Annotated in this window: 14 protein-coding genes and 1 pseudogene; 6 read left to right on the plus strand and 9 right to left on the minus strand. The window is 65.2% G+C overall.

The window, feature by feature from the left end; all coding sequences use genetic code 11:
• Positions 1-15: 15 nt before the first annotated feature.
• Genes ehuD through doeB form a run of 6 tightly spaced genes read left to right on the plus strand, consistent with a single transcriptional unit; the run spans position 16 to position 5,676 of the window.
• Complete coding sequence (gene ehuD / locus EJ067_RS25195; protein WP_126087902.1) at positions 16-675, plus strand: ectoine/hydroxyectoine ABC transporter permease subunit EhuD; 660 nt, start codon at positions 16-18, stop codon at positions 673-675.
• Positions 676-680: 5 nt separating this feature from the next.
• Positions 681-1,457, plus strand: coding sequence for an ectoine utilization protein EutA (gene eutA / locus EJ067_RS25200; protein ID WP_126089733.1), 777 nt, complete (start codon positions 681-683; stop codon positions 1,455-1,457).
• Positions 1,458-1,462: 5 nt separating this feature from the next.
• Positions 1,463-2,464 (plus strand): hydroxyectoine utilization dehydratase EutB, encoded by a 1,002-nt coding sequence (gene eutB / locus EJ067_RS25205; protein ID WP_189510090.1) that lies wholly within the window; start codon positions 1,463-1,465, stop codon positions 2,462-2,464.
• The gene (locus EJ067_RS25210) at positions 2,461-3,453 is read left to right on the plus strand and encodes a cyclodeaminase (RefSeq protein WP_126087903.1); all 993 of its coding nucleotides are present in this window, start codon (positions 2,461-2,463) and stop codon (positions 3,451-3,453) included. The genes eutB and EJ067_RS25210 overlap by 4 nt, the downstream gene beginning before the upstream one ends.
• Before the next feature lie 37 nt (positions 3,454-3,490).
• Positions 3,491-4,669, plus strand: a complete 1,179-nt coding sequence (gene doeA / locus EJ067_RS25215; RefSeq protein ID WP_126087904.1) for an ectoine hydrolase DoeA — start codon at positions 3,491-3,493, stop codon at positions 4,667-4,669.
• A gap of 5 nt (positions 4,670-4,674) precedes the next feature.
• Positions 4,675-5,676, plus strand: coding sequence for a N(2)-acetyl-L-2,4-diaminobutanoate deacetylase DoeB (gene doeB / locus EJ067_RS25220; protein ID WP_126087905.1), 1,002 nt, complete (start codon positions 4,675-4,677; stop codon positions 5,674-5,676).
• 89 nt (positions 5,677-5,765) lie between these two features.
• Here doeB and EJ067_RS25225 read toward each other — a convergent pair whose 3' ends face one another.
• The 9 genes and pseudogenes from EJ067_RS25225 to EJ067_RS25265 all read right to left on the minus strand — a co-directional run bounded on the left by EJ067_RS25225 (position 5,766) and on the right by EJ067_RS25265 (position 13,659).
• Entirely contained in the window at positions 5,766-7,043 is a 1,278-nt protein-coding gene (locus EJ067_RS25225; protein ID WP_126087906.1) for an L-fuconate dehydratase, read from the minus strand.
• A gap of 13 nt (positions 7,044-7,056) precedes the next feature.
• Positions 7,057-7,788 (minus strand): SDR family oxidoreductase, encoded by a 732-nt coding sequence (locus EJ067_RS25230; RefSeq protein ID WP_126087907.1) that lies wholly within the window; start codon positions 7,786-7,788, stop codon positions 7,057-7,059.
• Positions 7,789-7,808: 20 nt separating this feature from the next.
• Positions 7,809-8,261, minus strand: a complete 453-nt coding sequence (locus EJ067_RS25235) for a MaoC/PaaZ C-terminal domain-containing protein (RefSeq protein WP_126087908.1) — start codon at positions 8,259-8,261, stop codon at positions 7,809-7,811.
• A gap of 8 nt (positions 8,262-8,269) precedes the next feature.
• A complete protein-coding gene (locus EJ067_RS25240) occupies positions 8,270-9,343 on the minus strand; it encodes a Gfo/Idh/MocA family oxidoreductase (RefSeq protein ID WP_126087909.1) in 1,074 nt (357 codons plus the stop codon).
• A complete protein-coding gene (locus EJ067_RS25245) occupies positions 9,336-9,665 on the minus strand; it encodes an L-rhamnose mutarotase (RefSeq protein WP_126087910.1) in 330 nt (109 codons plus the stop codon). The genes EJ067_RS25240 and EJ067_RS25245 overlap by 8 nt, the downstream gene beginning before the upstream one ends.
• Position 9,666: 1 nt before the next feature.
• Entirely contained in the window at positions 9,667-10,788 is a 1,122-nt protein-coding gene (locus tag EJ067_RS25250; protein WP_126087911.1) for a mandelate racemase/muconate lactonizing enzyme family protein, read from the minus strand.
• A 2-nt stretch (positions 10,789-10,790) separates the two neighbouring features.
• Positions 10,791-11,889: pseudogene (ugpC, locus tag EJ067_RS25255) on the minus strand (sn-glycerol-3-phosphate ABC transporter ATP-binding protein UgpC).
• Positions 11,890-11,893: 4 nt separating this feature from the next.
• The gene (locus EJ067_RS25260; protein WP_126087912.1) at positions 11,894-12,760 is read right to left on the minus strand and encodes a carbohydrate ABC transporter permease; all 867 of its coding nucleotides are present in this window, start codon (positions 12,758-12,760) and stop codon (positions 11,894-11,896) included.
• Between the two features lie 2 nt (positions 12,761-12,762).
• Complete coding sequence (locus EJ067_RS25265; RefSeq protein WP_126087913.1) at positions 12,763-13,659, minus strand: sugar ABC transporter permease; 897 nt, start codon at positions 13,657-13,659, stop codon at positions 12,763-12,765.
• Positions 13,660-13,754 lie beyond the last annotated feature (95 nt).

The following is a 13,754-nucleotide window of genomic DNA, read 5'->3' on the forward strand; positions in this document are numbered from 1 at the left end:
GGAATGGACCCACTGATGGAATGGGATTGGAACTTCGTCCGCGAGATCATGCCGACTCTGATCCAGGGCGTGAAGATCACGATCCTGGCGACGGTGCTCGGCTCGGCGCTGGCGGCGATCGTCGGCCTGGCGATAGCGCTGGCGCGGCGTTCGCCGAACCGGACCGTGTCACGCAGCGTCGGCTGGTTCGCCGAATTCATCCGCGGCACGCCGCTTCTGGTGCAGCTCTATTTCATCTTCTACGTGCTGCCCGACATCGGCATTCTTTTGCCGCCCCTGGTGGCGGGCGTCATCGGGCTTGGCCTGCACTACGGCACCTACACGGCCGAGGTTTATCGCGCCGGCATCGACAATGTGCCGCGCGGCCAGTGGGAGGCCGCCAAGGCCTGCAATCTCAACGGCCGCCACACCTGGACGCACGTCATCCTGCCGCAGGCGATCCCGCCGATGATCCCGGCTTTGGCCAACTACTTCATCGCCATGTTCAAGGAGACGCCGCTGCTTTCGGCGATTACCGTGCTGGAGCTGATGAACCAGGCCAAGAGCGTCGCCAACACCTACTACCGCTATATCGAGCCGATGACGCTGGTCGGCGCCTTCTTCCTCGTCATCAGCCTCTGCTCCGTCGTGCTTTTGCGCTGGCTGGAGCATCGCTACGGCAGGATCGAGAGATGAAAGTCATGAAACCGCTGCCCGAAATCCGGCTGGCGCCGAGCCGGCCCGCCCTCGACGCGCGTCCGCTCGAAAAACGCATCGGCCTGATCACCCTTGCCACCGACCATACCAGCGAGGTCGACTTCCACCGCATGGTGGCGAGCGAGCGGATCGGCGTCTATGTCGCGCGCATTCCCTATGCCAATCCAACGACGCCGGAAAATCTGCGCAAGATGCAGCCGTCGCTTTCGGCGGGCGCTGCGCTCATCCTGCCGGACGAGTCCCTCGACGCCGTCTGCTATTCCTGCACCTCGGCGTCCGTGGTGATCGGCGATGCCGACATCGAAGCGGCGATCCAGGCGGCCAAACCCGACGTTCCCGTGGTCACGCCGCCGATGGCCGGTGTGCGCGGGCTGAACGCTTTTGGAGTAAAGCGGATCAGCATCCTCACGCCTTACACCGTCGAGACCAGCCGCCCGATGGCGACCTATTTCGCCGCGCACGGCTTCGATATCGAGAGCTTCACCTGCCTCGGCTTCGAGGATGATCGCGAGATGGCGCGGATTGCGCCGGCTTCCCTCGTCGAGCAGGCGCGCAAGGCCATGCATGCGCAGGCCGATGCGCTGTTCGTTTCGTGCACGGCGCTGCGCGCCGCGCTTGCCGTTCCCGGCATGGAAGAAGCAATCGGGCGCCCGGTCGTGACCAGCAACCAGGCCAGCGCGTGGAACTGCCTGCGGCTCTGTGGCGACGAGGCGCCGCGGCCGGAGTTCGGCCGGCTGATGACAAAGCCGCTGGCCCAGTGATCGGAATGTCCGTGAACGAAATGCCAGTCACGCTTCAGCAGATTCGCGCGGCGCGCGAAAATATTGCCGGCAAGGTCGAGCGTACCCCTGCCGTCAAGTCGCAGAGCCTCTCGGACCGTGCCGGCCATCCTATCCATCTGAAACTGGAGCATCACCAGACCACCGGCGCGTTCAAATTGCGCGGCGCCTCCAACGCCATCGCCGCGCTGAGCCCGCAAGAAAGATCGCGCGGCGTCGTCGCGGCATCGACCGGCAATCACGGCCGCGCGCTCGCGCATGCCGCCAGGCTCGAGGGCATGCGCGCGGTGATCTGCATGTCGAAACTGGTGCCCGAGAACAAGCTCGATGCCATCCGCCGCCTCGGCGCGGATGTCCGCATCGTCGGCAACAGCCAGGACGACGCCCAGCAGGAGGTCGACAGGCTGGTGGCGGAGGAAGGGCTCGTCATGCTGCCGCCCTTCGATCATCCCGACATCATAGCCGGGCAGGGCACGCTGGGCCTGGAGATCATGGAGCAGGTTCCGGACGCGGCAAATGTGCTGGTGCCGCTCTCCGGCGGCGGCCTGGCGGCGGGCGTTGCCGCGGCCGTCAAGGGAATGAGTCCGGCTACCAAAGTCATCGGCGTCTCGATGGCGCGCGGCGCCGCGATGAAGGCGAGCCTCGATGCCGGCCGCCCAGTGCAGGCCGAGGAATTGCCGACGCTTGCGGACTCGCTCGGCGGCGGCATCGGCCTCGACAATCGGCTGACCTTTGCCATGTGCCGCGGCCTGCTCGACGATGTGATCCTGCTTTCCGAGGACGAGATCGCCGCCGGCATCCGCCATGCCTATGCGGAAGAGCGCGAGATCGTCGAGGGCGCGGGCGCCGTCGGCATCGGCGCGCTGCTTTCCGGAAAGGTGAAACCAAGCGGCTCCACCGTCCTCATCCTGTCCGGCCGCAATATCGACATGAGCCTGCATCGCCGCATCGTCTGCGGCGACCCTGCACTGGAGGAGCGCGCCGCATGAGCCGCATGACAATCCTCACCGAGGCTGAACTGCGCAAGATCGTGACGCTCGATCTCGACGCGGTCGCCTGCGTCGAGAACGCCTTTCGCGCCTTGGCGACACTGCCGGTGGCGATGCCGCCGATCCTGAGGCTCGACATTCCCGAGCATCGCGGCGAAGTCGACGTGAAGTCCGCCTACATGCCCGGCATCGACGGCTTCGCCGTCAAGATAAGCTCCGGCTTTTTCGACAATCCGGCGCTCGGTCTGCCCAGCGGCGGCGGCATGATGGTGCTGCTGTCGGCCAAGACCGGTGTGGTCGAGGCGCTGCTGCTCGACAACGGCTATCTGACTGACGTCCGCACGGCCGCCGCCGGCGCAGTCGCGGCCAAGCATTTGTCGCGCGAGGACTCCACCGTGGCCGCGATCTTCGGCGCCGGTTTGCAGGCCGGCCTGCAACTGGAAGCCTTGCGCCTCGTGCGGCCGATCGAGGAGGCGCGCATCTGGGCGCGCGATGCAGCCAGGGCCGAGGCAACTGCAGGTCGTTTGCGAGAGAAGCTGGGCATCATGGTGCGGGCCGAGCCGGATGCGGCGAATGCGGCAGCCGGCGCCGACATCATCGTCACCACCACGCCTTCGACGGAGCCGCTGGTCAAGGCCGGCTTCGTTGTTGCCGGCCAGCACATCACCGCCATGGGCTCGGATGCCGAGCACAAGAACGAGATCGCGCCGGCGATCCTGCGCATGGCCGATCTCTATGTCGCCGACAGCGCGAAGCAGACGCGGCGTCTCGGCGAGCTTCACCACGCCATTGCCGCCGGTGTGATGGCCGCCGAGGCAGATGTCAGCGAACTCGGCCAGATCATCGCCGGCGAGAGGCACGGACGACGCTCGCAAAGTGACATCACCATCGCCGACCTGACCGGCACCGGCGTGCAGGACACTGCGATCGCCACCTTAGCCCGTGACCGTGCGCGAGCAGCCAATGCCGGAACGATTTTCGAAAGCTGATGCTGGCCGCGAGGCCCAACAACGAGGACCAAGAAAAATGCAGCCAAACCTTAAATTCTCGCGAAGCGAGTTTGCCGATCGCCTCGCCAAGACGCGGAAGGCCATGGAGGCCAAGGGGGTCGATCTGCTGGTCGTCAGCGATCCCTCTAACATGGCCTGGCTGACCGGCTATGACGGCTGGTCCTTCTATGTGCATCAGGCGGTCATCGTGCCGCCTTCGGGCGAGCCGGTCTGGTACGGCCGTGGCCAGGACGCCAACGGCGCCAAGCGCACAGCCTATCTCGCGCATGACAACATCGTCGGCTACGCCGACCACTATGTGCAGTCGACCGAACGGCACCCGATGGACTATCTCGCCAGCGTGCTTGCGGAGCGCCGCTGGGACAAGCTCGCCATCGGCGTCGAGATGGACAATTACTGGTTCTCCGCCGCCGCCTTCGCCGCGCTGCAGCAGCACCTGCCCAACGCCCGGTTCGTCGACGCCACCGCGCTGGTCAACTGGCAGCGCGCGGTGAAGAGCCCGACCGAGATCGACTACATGCGCAACGCCGCCCGCATCGTCGAGGCCATGCACCAGCGCATCGCCGACAAAATCGAGGTCGGCATGCGCAAATGCGATCTGGTCGCCGAGATCTACGATGCCGGCACGCGCGGCGTCGAAGGCATCGGCGGCGACTATCCGGCGATCGTGCCGCTGTTGCCGTCGGGCGCCGATGCCTCGGCGCCGCATCTCACCTGGGACGACCAGCCGATGAAGGCGGGCGAGGGGACGTTCTTCGAGATCGCCGGCTGCTACAACCGCTACCACTGCCCGCTGTCGCGCACCGTCTTCCTCGGCAAGCCGACGCAGGCCTTCCTCGACGCCGAGAAGGCGACGCTGGAAGGCATGGAGGCAGGCCTTGCCGCCGCCAGGCCGGGCAATGCCTGCGAGGACATCGCCAATGCCTTCTTCGCCGTCCTGAAGAAGTACGGCATCGTCAAGGACAACCGCACCGGTTACTCGATCGGTCTTTCCTATCCGCCGGACTGGGGCGAGCGCACGATGAGCCTGCGCCCCGGCGACCGCACCGAGCTCAAGCCCGGCATGACCTTCCATTTCATGACCGGCCTGTGGCTGGAGACGATGGGGCTGGAGATCACCGAGTCGATCCTGATCACCGAGACCGGCGTCGAATGCCTGGCCAACGTGCCGCGAAAGCTGTTCGTGAAGGACTGAGACCGATGTCAGCTCTGCGTCCATCGCCGATCACGCCGACCGTCGACTTCGAGCGCGACGGCGTCCAGCACGGCTTCCTGCGCCTGCCTTACAGCCGCGACGATTCCGCCTGGGGTTCGGTGACGATCCCGATCTGCGTGATCCGTAACGGCAAGGGGCCGGCGGCGCTGCTGACCGGCGGCAATCACGGCGACGAGTATGAGGGGCCGCTGGCTCTCTATGAGCTTGCCCGCACGCTCGATCCGAAGGACGTCTCCGGCATGGTGATCATCGTGCCGGCGATGAACTATCCGGCGTTCCGCGCCGGCACGCGCACCTCGCCGATCGACAAGGGCAACATGAACCGCTCTTTCCCCGGCAGGCCCGACGGCACGGTGACGGAAAAGATCGCCGACTATTTCCAGCGCGACCTGCTGCTGCGGGCTGATATCGTGTTCGACTTCCACTCGGGCGGAAAGACGCTGGACTTCGTGCCGTTCTGCGCGGCGCACACGCTGCCCGACAAGGCGCAGGAAAAGAAGGCCTTCGCCGCGGTCGAGGCTTTCTCGGCGCCGTTCTCGATGCGCATGACCGAGATCGACGCGGTCGGCATGTACGACACGGCGGCCGAGGAGATGGGCAAGGTCTTCGTCACCACCGAGCTCGGCGGCGGCGGGACGTCGCGGGCCGAGACGGTGCGGATTGCCCGACGCGGCATCCTCAACGTGCTGCGCCATGCCGGCATCGTTGCCGGCGCAGTCGAGAAGACTCCAACGCAATGGCTCGACATGCCGTCGGGCGATTGCTTCGCCTTCGCCGAGGATGACGGCATGATCGAGACCATGATCGATCTCGGCGGGAAGGTGGACGAGGGCCAGGTCGTGGCGCGCATCCATTCGACCGGCCGCACCGGCGTCGCGCCACAGGAGATCAAGGCCAGGATGTCGGGCATGCTGGCCGCGCGCCATTTTCCAGGCCTGGTGAAGGGCGGCGATTGCGTCTCGGTGCTGGCCGTCGAGGTCGGTTGACGCCGATCACGGCGCCAGATCAGGCGTCGTGCTGAGCGTTGAAGAGGCAAAGCCGCACGCAGGCCTGTTTGTCTGCTTACAGCCCGAGTTCAGCCACGGAATTGGTAGGCGGCAATGGAGTCCGGCTTCATCTCGATCGAGAAGCCCGGCGCCGCCGGCGGCATGTACGCTGCACTCTCGATGATGCAGGGCTCGACGAAATGCTCGTGCAGGTGATCGACATATTCGATCACCCGTCCCTCCTTGGTGCCCGAGACGGCAACATAGTCGATCATCGAGAGATGCTGGACGTATTCGCACAGGCCGACGCCGCCGGCATGCGGCCAGACCGGCAGGCCGAACTTGGCGGCGATCAGCAGCACCGCCAGGACTTCGTTGAGGCCGCCCATGCGGCAGGAATCGATCTGCACGACATCGATGGCGCCGCCGGCGATGAACTGCTTGAACATGATGCGGTTCTGGCACATCTCGCCGGTCGCGACCTTGATCGGCGCGACAGCCTTGCGGATCTTGGCGTGGCCGGCGACATCGTCAGGGCTGGTCGGCTCCTCGATGAAGAAGGGCTTGGCGAAGGCGAGATCACGCAGCCAGTCGATCGCCTGGTCGACCTCCCAGACCTGGTTGGCGTCGATCATCAGATAGCGGTCCGGGCCGATCACCTCGCGGGCGATCCTGAGACGGCGGACGTCGTCGGCGCGGTCGCGGCCCACCTTGAGCTTGATATGATTGAAACCCTGGTCCACGGCCTCCTGGCAGAGACGCCTGAGCTTGTCGTCGGGATAGCCGAGCCAGCCGGCCGAGGTGGTGTAGCAGGCATAGCCTTCACTCTCGAGGGTGGCGATGCGCTCGGCCTTGCCGGCCTCGGCCCGCTTCAGGATCTCCAGCGCCTCGGCCGGTGTGATCGCATCGGTGAGGTAGCGGAAGTCGACGATCCACACGATCTCTTCCGGGCTCATCTCGGCGACCAGCCGCCAGACCGGCTTGCCGGCCTCCTTCGCCCACAGGTCCCAGACCGCATTGACCACCGCGCCGACGGCGAGGTGCATGGCGCCCTTGTCGGGGCCGATCCAGCGCAACTGGCTGTCGCCGGTCACATGATGCCAGAAGCGGCCGGGATCCTGCTTGACCCAGTCGAGGTCGAGCCCGACGACCAGATGGCGCAATGCCTCTATCGCCGCGCAGCAGATCTCGTTGCCGCGGCCGATGGTGAAGGTGAGCCCATGGCCCTTCAGCGACGGGGCATCGGTGTCGAGGATGACGTAGGCCGCGGAATAGTCCGGGTCGGGGTTCATCGCGTCCGAGCCGTCGAGGCTTTGCGATGTCGGAAAGCGCAGGTCGAAGACGCGAAGATCGGTGATGCGGGTCATGCTCATTGCCTCGTCAGATCGACCAGCCGCCGTCGATATTATAGGCCTGTCCGGTCGTATAGGTGGCGCCGGCGAGATAGACGGCAAGATCGGCGATCTCCTCCGCCGTGCCCAGCCTTCCCATCGGCTGGCGGACGATGAAGGCCGCGCGAGCGGCTTCATAGTCGCCCTGGGCGCGCATGCGGCTTTCGAGCGACGGGCTCTCCACCGTGCCGGGGCATATCGCGTTGCAGCGGATTCCCCTGGCGACATAGTCGGCGGCGATCGATTTGGTCAGGCCGATCACGGCCGCCTTGGTCACGCCATAGGCGAAGCGGTTCGGCACGCCCTTCGGCGCGCCGGCGACCGAGGCCATGTTGATGATCGAGCCATCGCGGCGCTCCAGCATGCCGGGCAGCACAGCGCGGATGGTGCGGATCATGGCTCGCACATTGAGATTGAAGGCGAAGTCGAGGTCTTCGTCCTTCATATCGAGAATGGAGCCGGAATGGACGAAGCCGGCGCAGTTGAACAGCACGTCGACAGGGCCGATCTCGGCGAAGGCGGCCGTCACGGCCTCGTTGTTCAGCACATCGAGCTTGTGGGTCTTGACGCCAGGCGTCTTGCCGAGCTCGGCCAGGGCCGTCTCGTTGATGTCGGTGGCGTGGACGATCGCGCCGGCCCTGGCGAAAGCCAATGCGCTTGCCCGACCAATGCCCTGCGCCGCTGCGGTAACGACAACGACCTTGCCTGTCAGATCAGCCATGTTGTTTCTGTCTCCGTCTTTCAGCCGAGCCGGGGGCGCCGCTCGACGATGTAGATATGATCGGCGGCGAGTACGACTTCGTCGCGCTGGTTGATGACCTCGACGCGTTCGAAGACGCGCCCTGAGTCCGGGCGTTTCGGATCGTCTTCCTTCGCGGCGATCGTCGTGCGGGTGCGGATCGTGTCGCCGATGAACACCGGCTTGATGAAGCGCAGCCTGTCATAGCCGTAGGAGAAGGCCACCGGGTTGACGACGCTCGCCGTCAGGCCGACGCCGACCGAGAACACCAGCGTGCCATGCGCGATGCGCTGGCCGAAGGGCGTCGTCTTCATGAACTCGGCATCCATGTGATGCGGGAAGAAGTCGCCGGTGTGGCCGGCATGGACGACGAAGTCGGTCTCGGTGATCGTGCGGCCGCTGGTCAGCCGCGACGAACCGATCTCGTAATCCTCGAAATAGGTGACCTGTTCCATGCCGTTCCCTACGGTTTTTCGGCCAGCGGCGTCGCCGGCGCGGCGCTCGATCGATAGGCAGCTTCCACCAGCGCCATCGTGTTCCAGGCGTCCTCGACCGAGCTGACCAGTTCGGCGTCCTCGCCGCAAGCGAAGCGCTGGACATTGGCCATGCGCCCGACAAAGGCGTCGGGGAACCATTCGCCGGCCAGCGGCACGCTGACCCAGTCCGATCCGCCCTTGGGGTAGATCTCCAAAACATCAGGCTCGCCGCGCGGATAGTCGAGATTGAGGCCGAGCTTGACGTAGGCAGCACCCTCGGTGCCGCAGACGCGGAACTCGCAGGCCTGATGCCGGCGCCCGAACTTGTGGTCGTGATTGATCGAGAGCGCGCAGCGCACCGTGTCGCCATAGTCGAGAATGGCGCTGGTGCGGGTCTGCGCGACGTTGTGATTGGGATGGCCGAGCGTTTTCGCGTGAACCCCCTTGGGGTCGCCCAGGAGCTGCCGGATCAGGTCGAGGTAATGGATCGAATGCATGGCGATCTCGACGCGCGGCGCCTTGAGCAGGAACTCCCAGAGCTGCCAGGGCGTGGCGAGCGCCAGCCAGGCGTCGAAGTCGACGACCTCGCCCAGCCAGCCCTTGGCGATCGCGTCCTTCAGCGCCAGCATCATCGGCGCGAAGCGGAGCTGGAAGTTCACCGCCGCCTTGAGCTTCTTGGCGCGGCAGATTTCAAGGATCTCGGTCGCCTCGCCGAGATAGTTGCCCATCGGCTTTTGGATCAATGCGACCGCGCCGTCGGGCAGGGCCTTCAGGACCTCGGCGTGCCGGCCAGGCGGCGTCGCCAGATCGAAGATCGCGTCCTTGACTGCCGCTGCCTCATCCACCAAGCGGAAGGCGGTCACGCCCCATTGCTCGGCGAGTGCCTGCGCCTTGGCCTGGTCCGGATCGTAGAGGCCCGCGATCGGAAAGCCGGCCTTGCGATAGGCCGGGAAATGCGCATCGCCAACGATCGAACCGGCGCCGAAGGTGACGATCGGGCGCGGCTTTGCAGGAACTGGCCAGGACTGCGCCAGCGAGGCGGGATCGAAGGCGTCAGTCATGGTGGAAGACTTCGTCCATCATCGCCCACCATTCGCCTTCCTGCCTGGTCGGCAAAGGCTCCTGGCACGGCATGCAGACCGCCCACCATTCCTGGGTCTTCGGGTCGGCGGCCATCTTGGCCGCGTCGGCTGCGTAGTCGGTGCCGTGATACTCGAAATAGGAGAACAGCAGGTTCTCCGGCCGCTTGAGATAGATCGAGTAGTTCTTGATGTTGCAGGCCGAGATCATCTTCAGCACATCTGGCCAGACGGCCGCATGCAGGCGCACATATTCCTCGACCTTCTCCGGCTTCAGGCCGAGCACCATGCCCATTCGCTGCATCTCAGTTCCTCCGTTCGGTGATGGTGACGTTGAACTCGGCGATGCTGCGCGCCTTGAGCGCATCGAAATCCCAGTCGATGCCGAGGCCCGGCTCGCTCGGCGCCAGCGCATGGCCGTTCTCGATCACCATCTTCTTGCCCGTCAACTCATCCAGTTGCGGAATGTACTCGACATATTTGCCGTTCGGCACCGCGCAGGCCAGGCTGACATGCAGTTCCATCAGGAAATGCGGGCAGACGGGCATGTCGAAGGCCTCCACCATATGCGCCACCTTCAGCCAGGGCGTGATGCCGCCGATGCGGCCGACGTCGACCTGGACGATGTTGCAGCCGCCCTTCTGCATATATTCGCGGAAATGGCGGATCGAATAAAGCGACTCGCCGACGGCAATCGGCGTCGCGGTCGAATTCGACAGCCGCACATGGCCGTCGATGTCGTCGGCCGGCAGCGGCTCCTCGATCCAGGCGAGGTCGAGATCGCGCAGCCGCTCGGCGCGGCGGATGGCTTCGTCGACAGAGAAACCCTGGTTGCAGTCGGTCATGATCTCGTAGCCGTCGCCGACCGCCTTGCGCACCGCCGACAGCCGCGCAAAATCCTCCGAGCCATGCGGCCTTCCGATCTTGACCTTGGAGCCGGTGAAGCCGTTAGCCTTGGCGGCCAGCGCATCCTCGACAAGGGCCGCCGTCTCGATGTGCAGCCAGCCGCCTTCGGTGGTGTAGAGCGGACAGCGGTCCTTGGCGCCGCCGGCGAGCTTCCACAGCGGCAGCTTCTGCTTCTTCGCCCGAAGGTCCCAAAGCGCGGTGTCGATCGCGGCGAGCGCGATTGCGGTGATGGCGCCGATCGTGGTGGCGTGCGTGGCGAATTCGAGATCGTGCCAGATGGCTTCGATCTGGTCGGCGTTCTGGCCGATCAGGCGCGGCGCGAGGTGGTCTGCCAGAAGCCGCATCACCGACGAGCCGCCGGTGCCGATCGTGTAGCTGTAGCCCATGCCGACCGCGCCGTCGGCATCGGTGATGGTGACGATCGGCGTCTCCTGGCTGACGAAGCTCTGGATGGCGTCGGTGCGCTTCACCTTCGGCACCAGATCGACCATCGCAAGCTCGACTTTCTCGATCTTCGCCATCGTCAGTTCCTCAAGGATTTGCCGGTTTCCGCGGAAAAGAGATGCGCCTGCGACAGGTCGAAGTGCATTGCGACGCGGTCGCCTGCCTTCAGTGGCCTGGGGTTCAGCATGCGCGAGACCCAGTCGCGGCGGTCGAATTCGGCGAACACCAGCGTTTCGTTTCCGAGCGGCTCGGTCACCGTCACCGGCAGCTCCATCTCATGGACGTCCGCGGCGTCGCCAGAGTGCAAGCCGTGGCCCACGGGGTAGAGATCGTCGGGACGCAGACCGAACACCACATTGTCGCCGGCGCTCACCCTGGCCTTGAATCGGCCGGGCAGCGGCAGGCTCTGGCCGCCGGCGAAGACGACCTTGCCGTCGTCGACGGTCGCTTCCTGCAGGTTCATCGGCGGCGAGCCGATGAAGCCGGCGACGAAACGCGTCGCGGGGCGCTGGAAAACCTCGTCCGGCGTGCCGACCTGCTCGATATAGCCGTCGCGCATGATGACGATGCGGTCGGCGAGTGTCATCGCCTCGACCTGGTCGTGCGTGACGTAGATGACGGTGGACTTCACCTTGGCGTGCAGCTTCTTGATCTCGGTGCGCATCTGGGTGCGCAGCTTGGCGTCGAGGTTCGACAGCGGCTCGTCGAACAGGAAGACGTCCGGATCGCGCACGATGGCGCGGCCCATGGCGACGCGCTGGCGCTGGCCGCCGGAAAGCTGTGAGGGACGGCGCTCGAGCAGCGCGTCGAGGCCGAGGATGGCCGACGCCTCCGCGACGCGGCGGTCCATCTCCTCTTTCGGCGCGCCGGCGATCTTCAGCGAGAAGCCGAGATTCTCGCGCACCGTCATATGCGGATAGAGCGCGTAGGACTGGAACACCATCGAGATGTTGCGCGAGCGCGGCGGCAGGTCGTTGACGATGCGGATCGCCGATCTCGATCGTGCCGCCCGAGATGTCCTCGAGCCCCGCGATCATGCGCAGTGTCGTGGACTTGCCGCAGCCGGACGGCCCGACCAGCGCGATGAATTCGCGGTCGGCGACATCGAGGTCGATGCCGTGGACGATCTCCATGTTGCCGTAACGCTTGGTCAGTTTCTTGAGCGAGACAATCGCCATCGGATCAACCTTTCACCGCGCCGGAGGTGAGGCCGCCGACGAGGTGCTTTTGCACGATGAAAGTGAGGATAAGCGCTGGGATGATCATCACCACGGCCAGCGCGCACATGCCGCGCCAGTCGATGGTGAACTCGGCCGTATAGTCGAGCAGCCCGACGGGCAGTGTTTTCGAATTGATCGAGCGCGTCAGCTGCGAAGCCAGCGCGAATTCGTTCCAGGAGGTGAGGAAGGCGAATATCCCCGCGGATGCGATGCCCGGTCCGGCGAGCGGAAACTCGACCTGCCAGAAGGCCTGCCAGCGCGTGCAGCCGTCGATCTGCGCGGCCTCGGCGAGATCCTTCGGCACCTGGCGGAAGAAGCCGTCGATCAGCCAGATGGTGAACGGCACGTTGAGCGCGACATAGGCCAGGATCAGGCCGAAATGCGTGTCGATGATGTCGAGGCGCGCATAGACGAAAAACAGCGGTAGCGAGAGCGCGATGCCGGGCACGGTGCGCGTCAGCATCAGGCCGAGGAACATCGCCGACTTGCCGCGGAAGCGGTAGCGCGCGAAGGCGTAGCCGCCGGCCATGCCGATGGCGATGGCGATGACGGTGGACGTCACCGAAATGATCAGCGAGTTGCGGAAATAGTCGAGGACGGGAATGCCGCCCTTGCCGACGCCGCTGAACATCGCGACATAGGCATCGAGCGAGACTTCTTGAGGAATCCAGACCGGTGGCTTGGCGAGGATCTCGACTGTTGGGCGCAGCGACGACAGCACGATCCAGATGCCGGGCAGGCAGATGAAAAGCATGGCGAGGAACAGACCGATGCGATGCGCGATCGTGGCCGCGCGGCGCTTCAGGCGGGCGGATGCGTTGGCGTCCATTCTCACCACTCCGCGCCGATCTGGGTGCGCGCCGCGGCGAGCTTCTTGAAGAAATAGACGGTGAAGGCGATCGACAGCAGGATCGAGAAATAGGCCATCGCGTTGGCGACGCCCATGCGCGCGTCGCTGTAGGCGGTGCGCGCCACCAGCGTCCATAACAGCTCGGTGCGGCCGGCCGGGCCGCCATCGGTCATGATCTTTACGATGTCATAGGCGCGCGCGACGTCGAGCGAGCGGATGGTCATGGCGATGTAGGCGAAGGGCATGATGAAGGGCCAGGTCACATAGCGGAAGGTCTGCCAGGGCGTGCAGCCATCGACGCGCGCTGCCTCGACCGGCTCCTTCGGCATGGCGAGCAGGCCGGCAAGGATCAGGATCGCGAAGATCGAGGTCGACGACCAGATCTCGGCGATCGAAATGGCGATGAAGGCGAGATGACCTTCGATCAGCCAGGGGATGGCGTCCTGTGTCAGGCCGAGCGATTGCAGTGCGTTGTTCACCAGCCCGATGTTGTCGTTGAACATGAACTTGAACTGGAAGCCGACCAGGATCGGCGAGAACATCATCGGGAACATCATGATGGTGCGCAGCAGCCGCTGGCCGCGGCTGGCCTTCTCGACCAGCAGCGCGAGGCCGAGCCCCAGCAGCATCTCGAGATTGAGCGCGACGGTAAGCAGAAGCACGGTGCGGCCGAAGGCCCACCAGAAATTCGCGTCGGACAGGATGTTGCGATAGTTGCGCAGCCCGATGAAGGTGAAGAAGGTTTCGGGCCGTGTCAGCCTGAACGGCGTGAAGCTGGAATAGAAAGACAGGCAGAGCGGCACGACCACCACCGCCGCCAGCACGAGCACGGCCGGCAGCAGAAGAAGGGTTGGCGCGGAAAGCCGCTTGGCCGTCATGCAATGTTCCAAAGATGGTTGCGCGGCCGGCGATTCGTGTCGCAGACGACCGCATCGGTCAAAGCGGCGCCGGTCGCGAGGACCGGCGCCGCGGG

This window comes from Mesorhizobium sp. M1D.F.Ca.ET.043.01.1.1, assembly GCF_003952385.1.
In the GTDB taxonomy this organism is placed as follows: Bacteria; Pseudomonadota; Alphaproteobacteria; order Rhizobiales; family Rhizobiaceae; genus Mesorhizobium.

What these genes read in the sequence shown, in the direction of transcription:
- ehuD (WP_126087902.1), top strand. Translation starts at nt 16, where the DNA reads ATGGAATGGGATTGGAACTTCGTCCGCGAGATCATGCCGACTCTGATC.
- eutA (WP_126089733.1), top strand. Translation starts at nt 681, where the DNA reads ATGAAACCGCTGCCCGAAATCCGGCTGGCGCCGAGCCGGCCCGCCCTC.
- eutB (WP_189510090.1), top strand. Translation starts at nt 1,463, where the DNA reads ATGTCCGTGAACGAAATGCCAGTCACGCTTCAGCAGATTCGCGCGGCG.
- EJ067_RS25210 (WP_126087903.1), top strand. Translation starts at nt 2,461, where the DNA reads ATGAGCCGCATGACAATCCTCACCGAGGCTGAACTGCGCAAGATCGTG.
- doeA (WP_126087904.1), top strand. Translation starts at nt 3,491, where the DNA reads ATGCAGCCAAACCTTAAATTCTCGCGAAGCGAGTTTGCCGATCGCCTC.
- doeB (WP_126087905.1), top strand. Translation starts at nt 4,675, where the DNA reads ATGTCAGCTCTGCGTCCATCGCCGATCACGCCGACCGTCGACTTCGAG.
- EJ067_RS25225 (WP_126087906.1), bottom strand. Translation starts at nt 7,043, where the DNA reads ATGACCCGCATCACCGATCTTCGCGTCTTCGACCTGCGCTTTCCGACA.
- EJ067_RS25230 (WP_126087907.1), bottom strand. Translation starts at nt 7,788, where the DNA reads ATGGCTGATCTGACAGGCAAGGTCGTTGTCGTTACCGCAGCGGCGCAG.
- EJ067_RS25235 (WP_126087908.1), bottom strand. Translation starts at nt 8,261, where the DNA reads ATGGAACAGGTCACCTATTTCGAGGATTACGAGATCGGTTCGTCGCGG.
- EJ067_RS25240 (WP_126087909.1), bottom strand. Translation starts at nt 9,343, where the DNA reads ATGACTGACGCCTTCGATCCCGCCTCGCTGGCGCAGTCCTGGCCAGTT.
- EJ067_RS25245 (WP_126087910.1), bottom strand. Translation starts at nt 9,665, where the DNA reads ATGCAGCGAATGGGCATGGTGCTCGGCCTGAAGCCGGAGAAGGTCGAG.
- EJ067_RS25250 (WP_126087911.1), bottom strand. Translation starts at nt 10,788, where the DNA reads ATGGCGAAGATCGAGAAAGTCGAGCTTGCGATGGTCGATCTGGTGCCG.
- EJ067_RS25260 (WP_126087912.1), bottom strand. Translation starts at nt 12,760, where the DNA reads ATGGACGCCAACGCATCCGCCCGCCTGAAGCGCCGCGCGGCCACGATC.
- EJ067_RS25265 (WP_126087913.1), bottom strand. Translation starts at nt 13,659, where the DNA reads ATGACGGCCAAGCGGCTTTCCGCGCCAACCCTTCTTCTGCTGCCGGCC.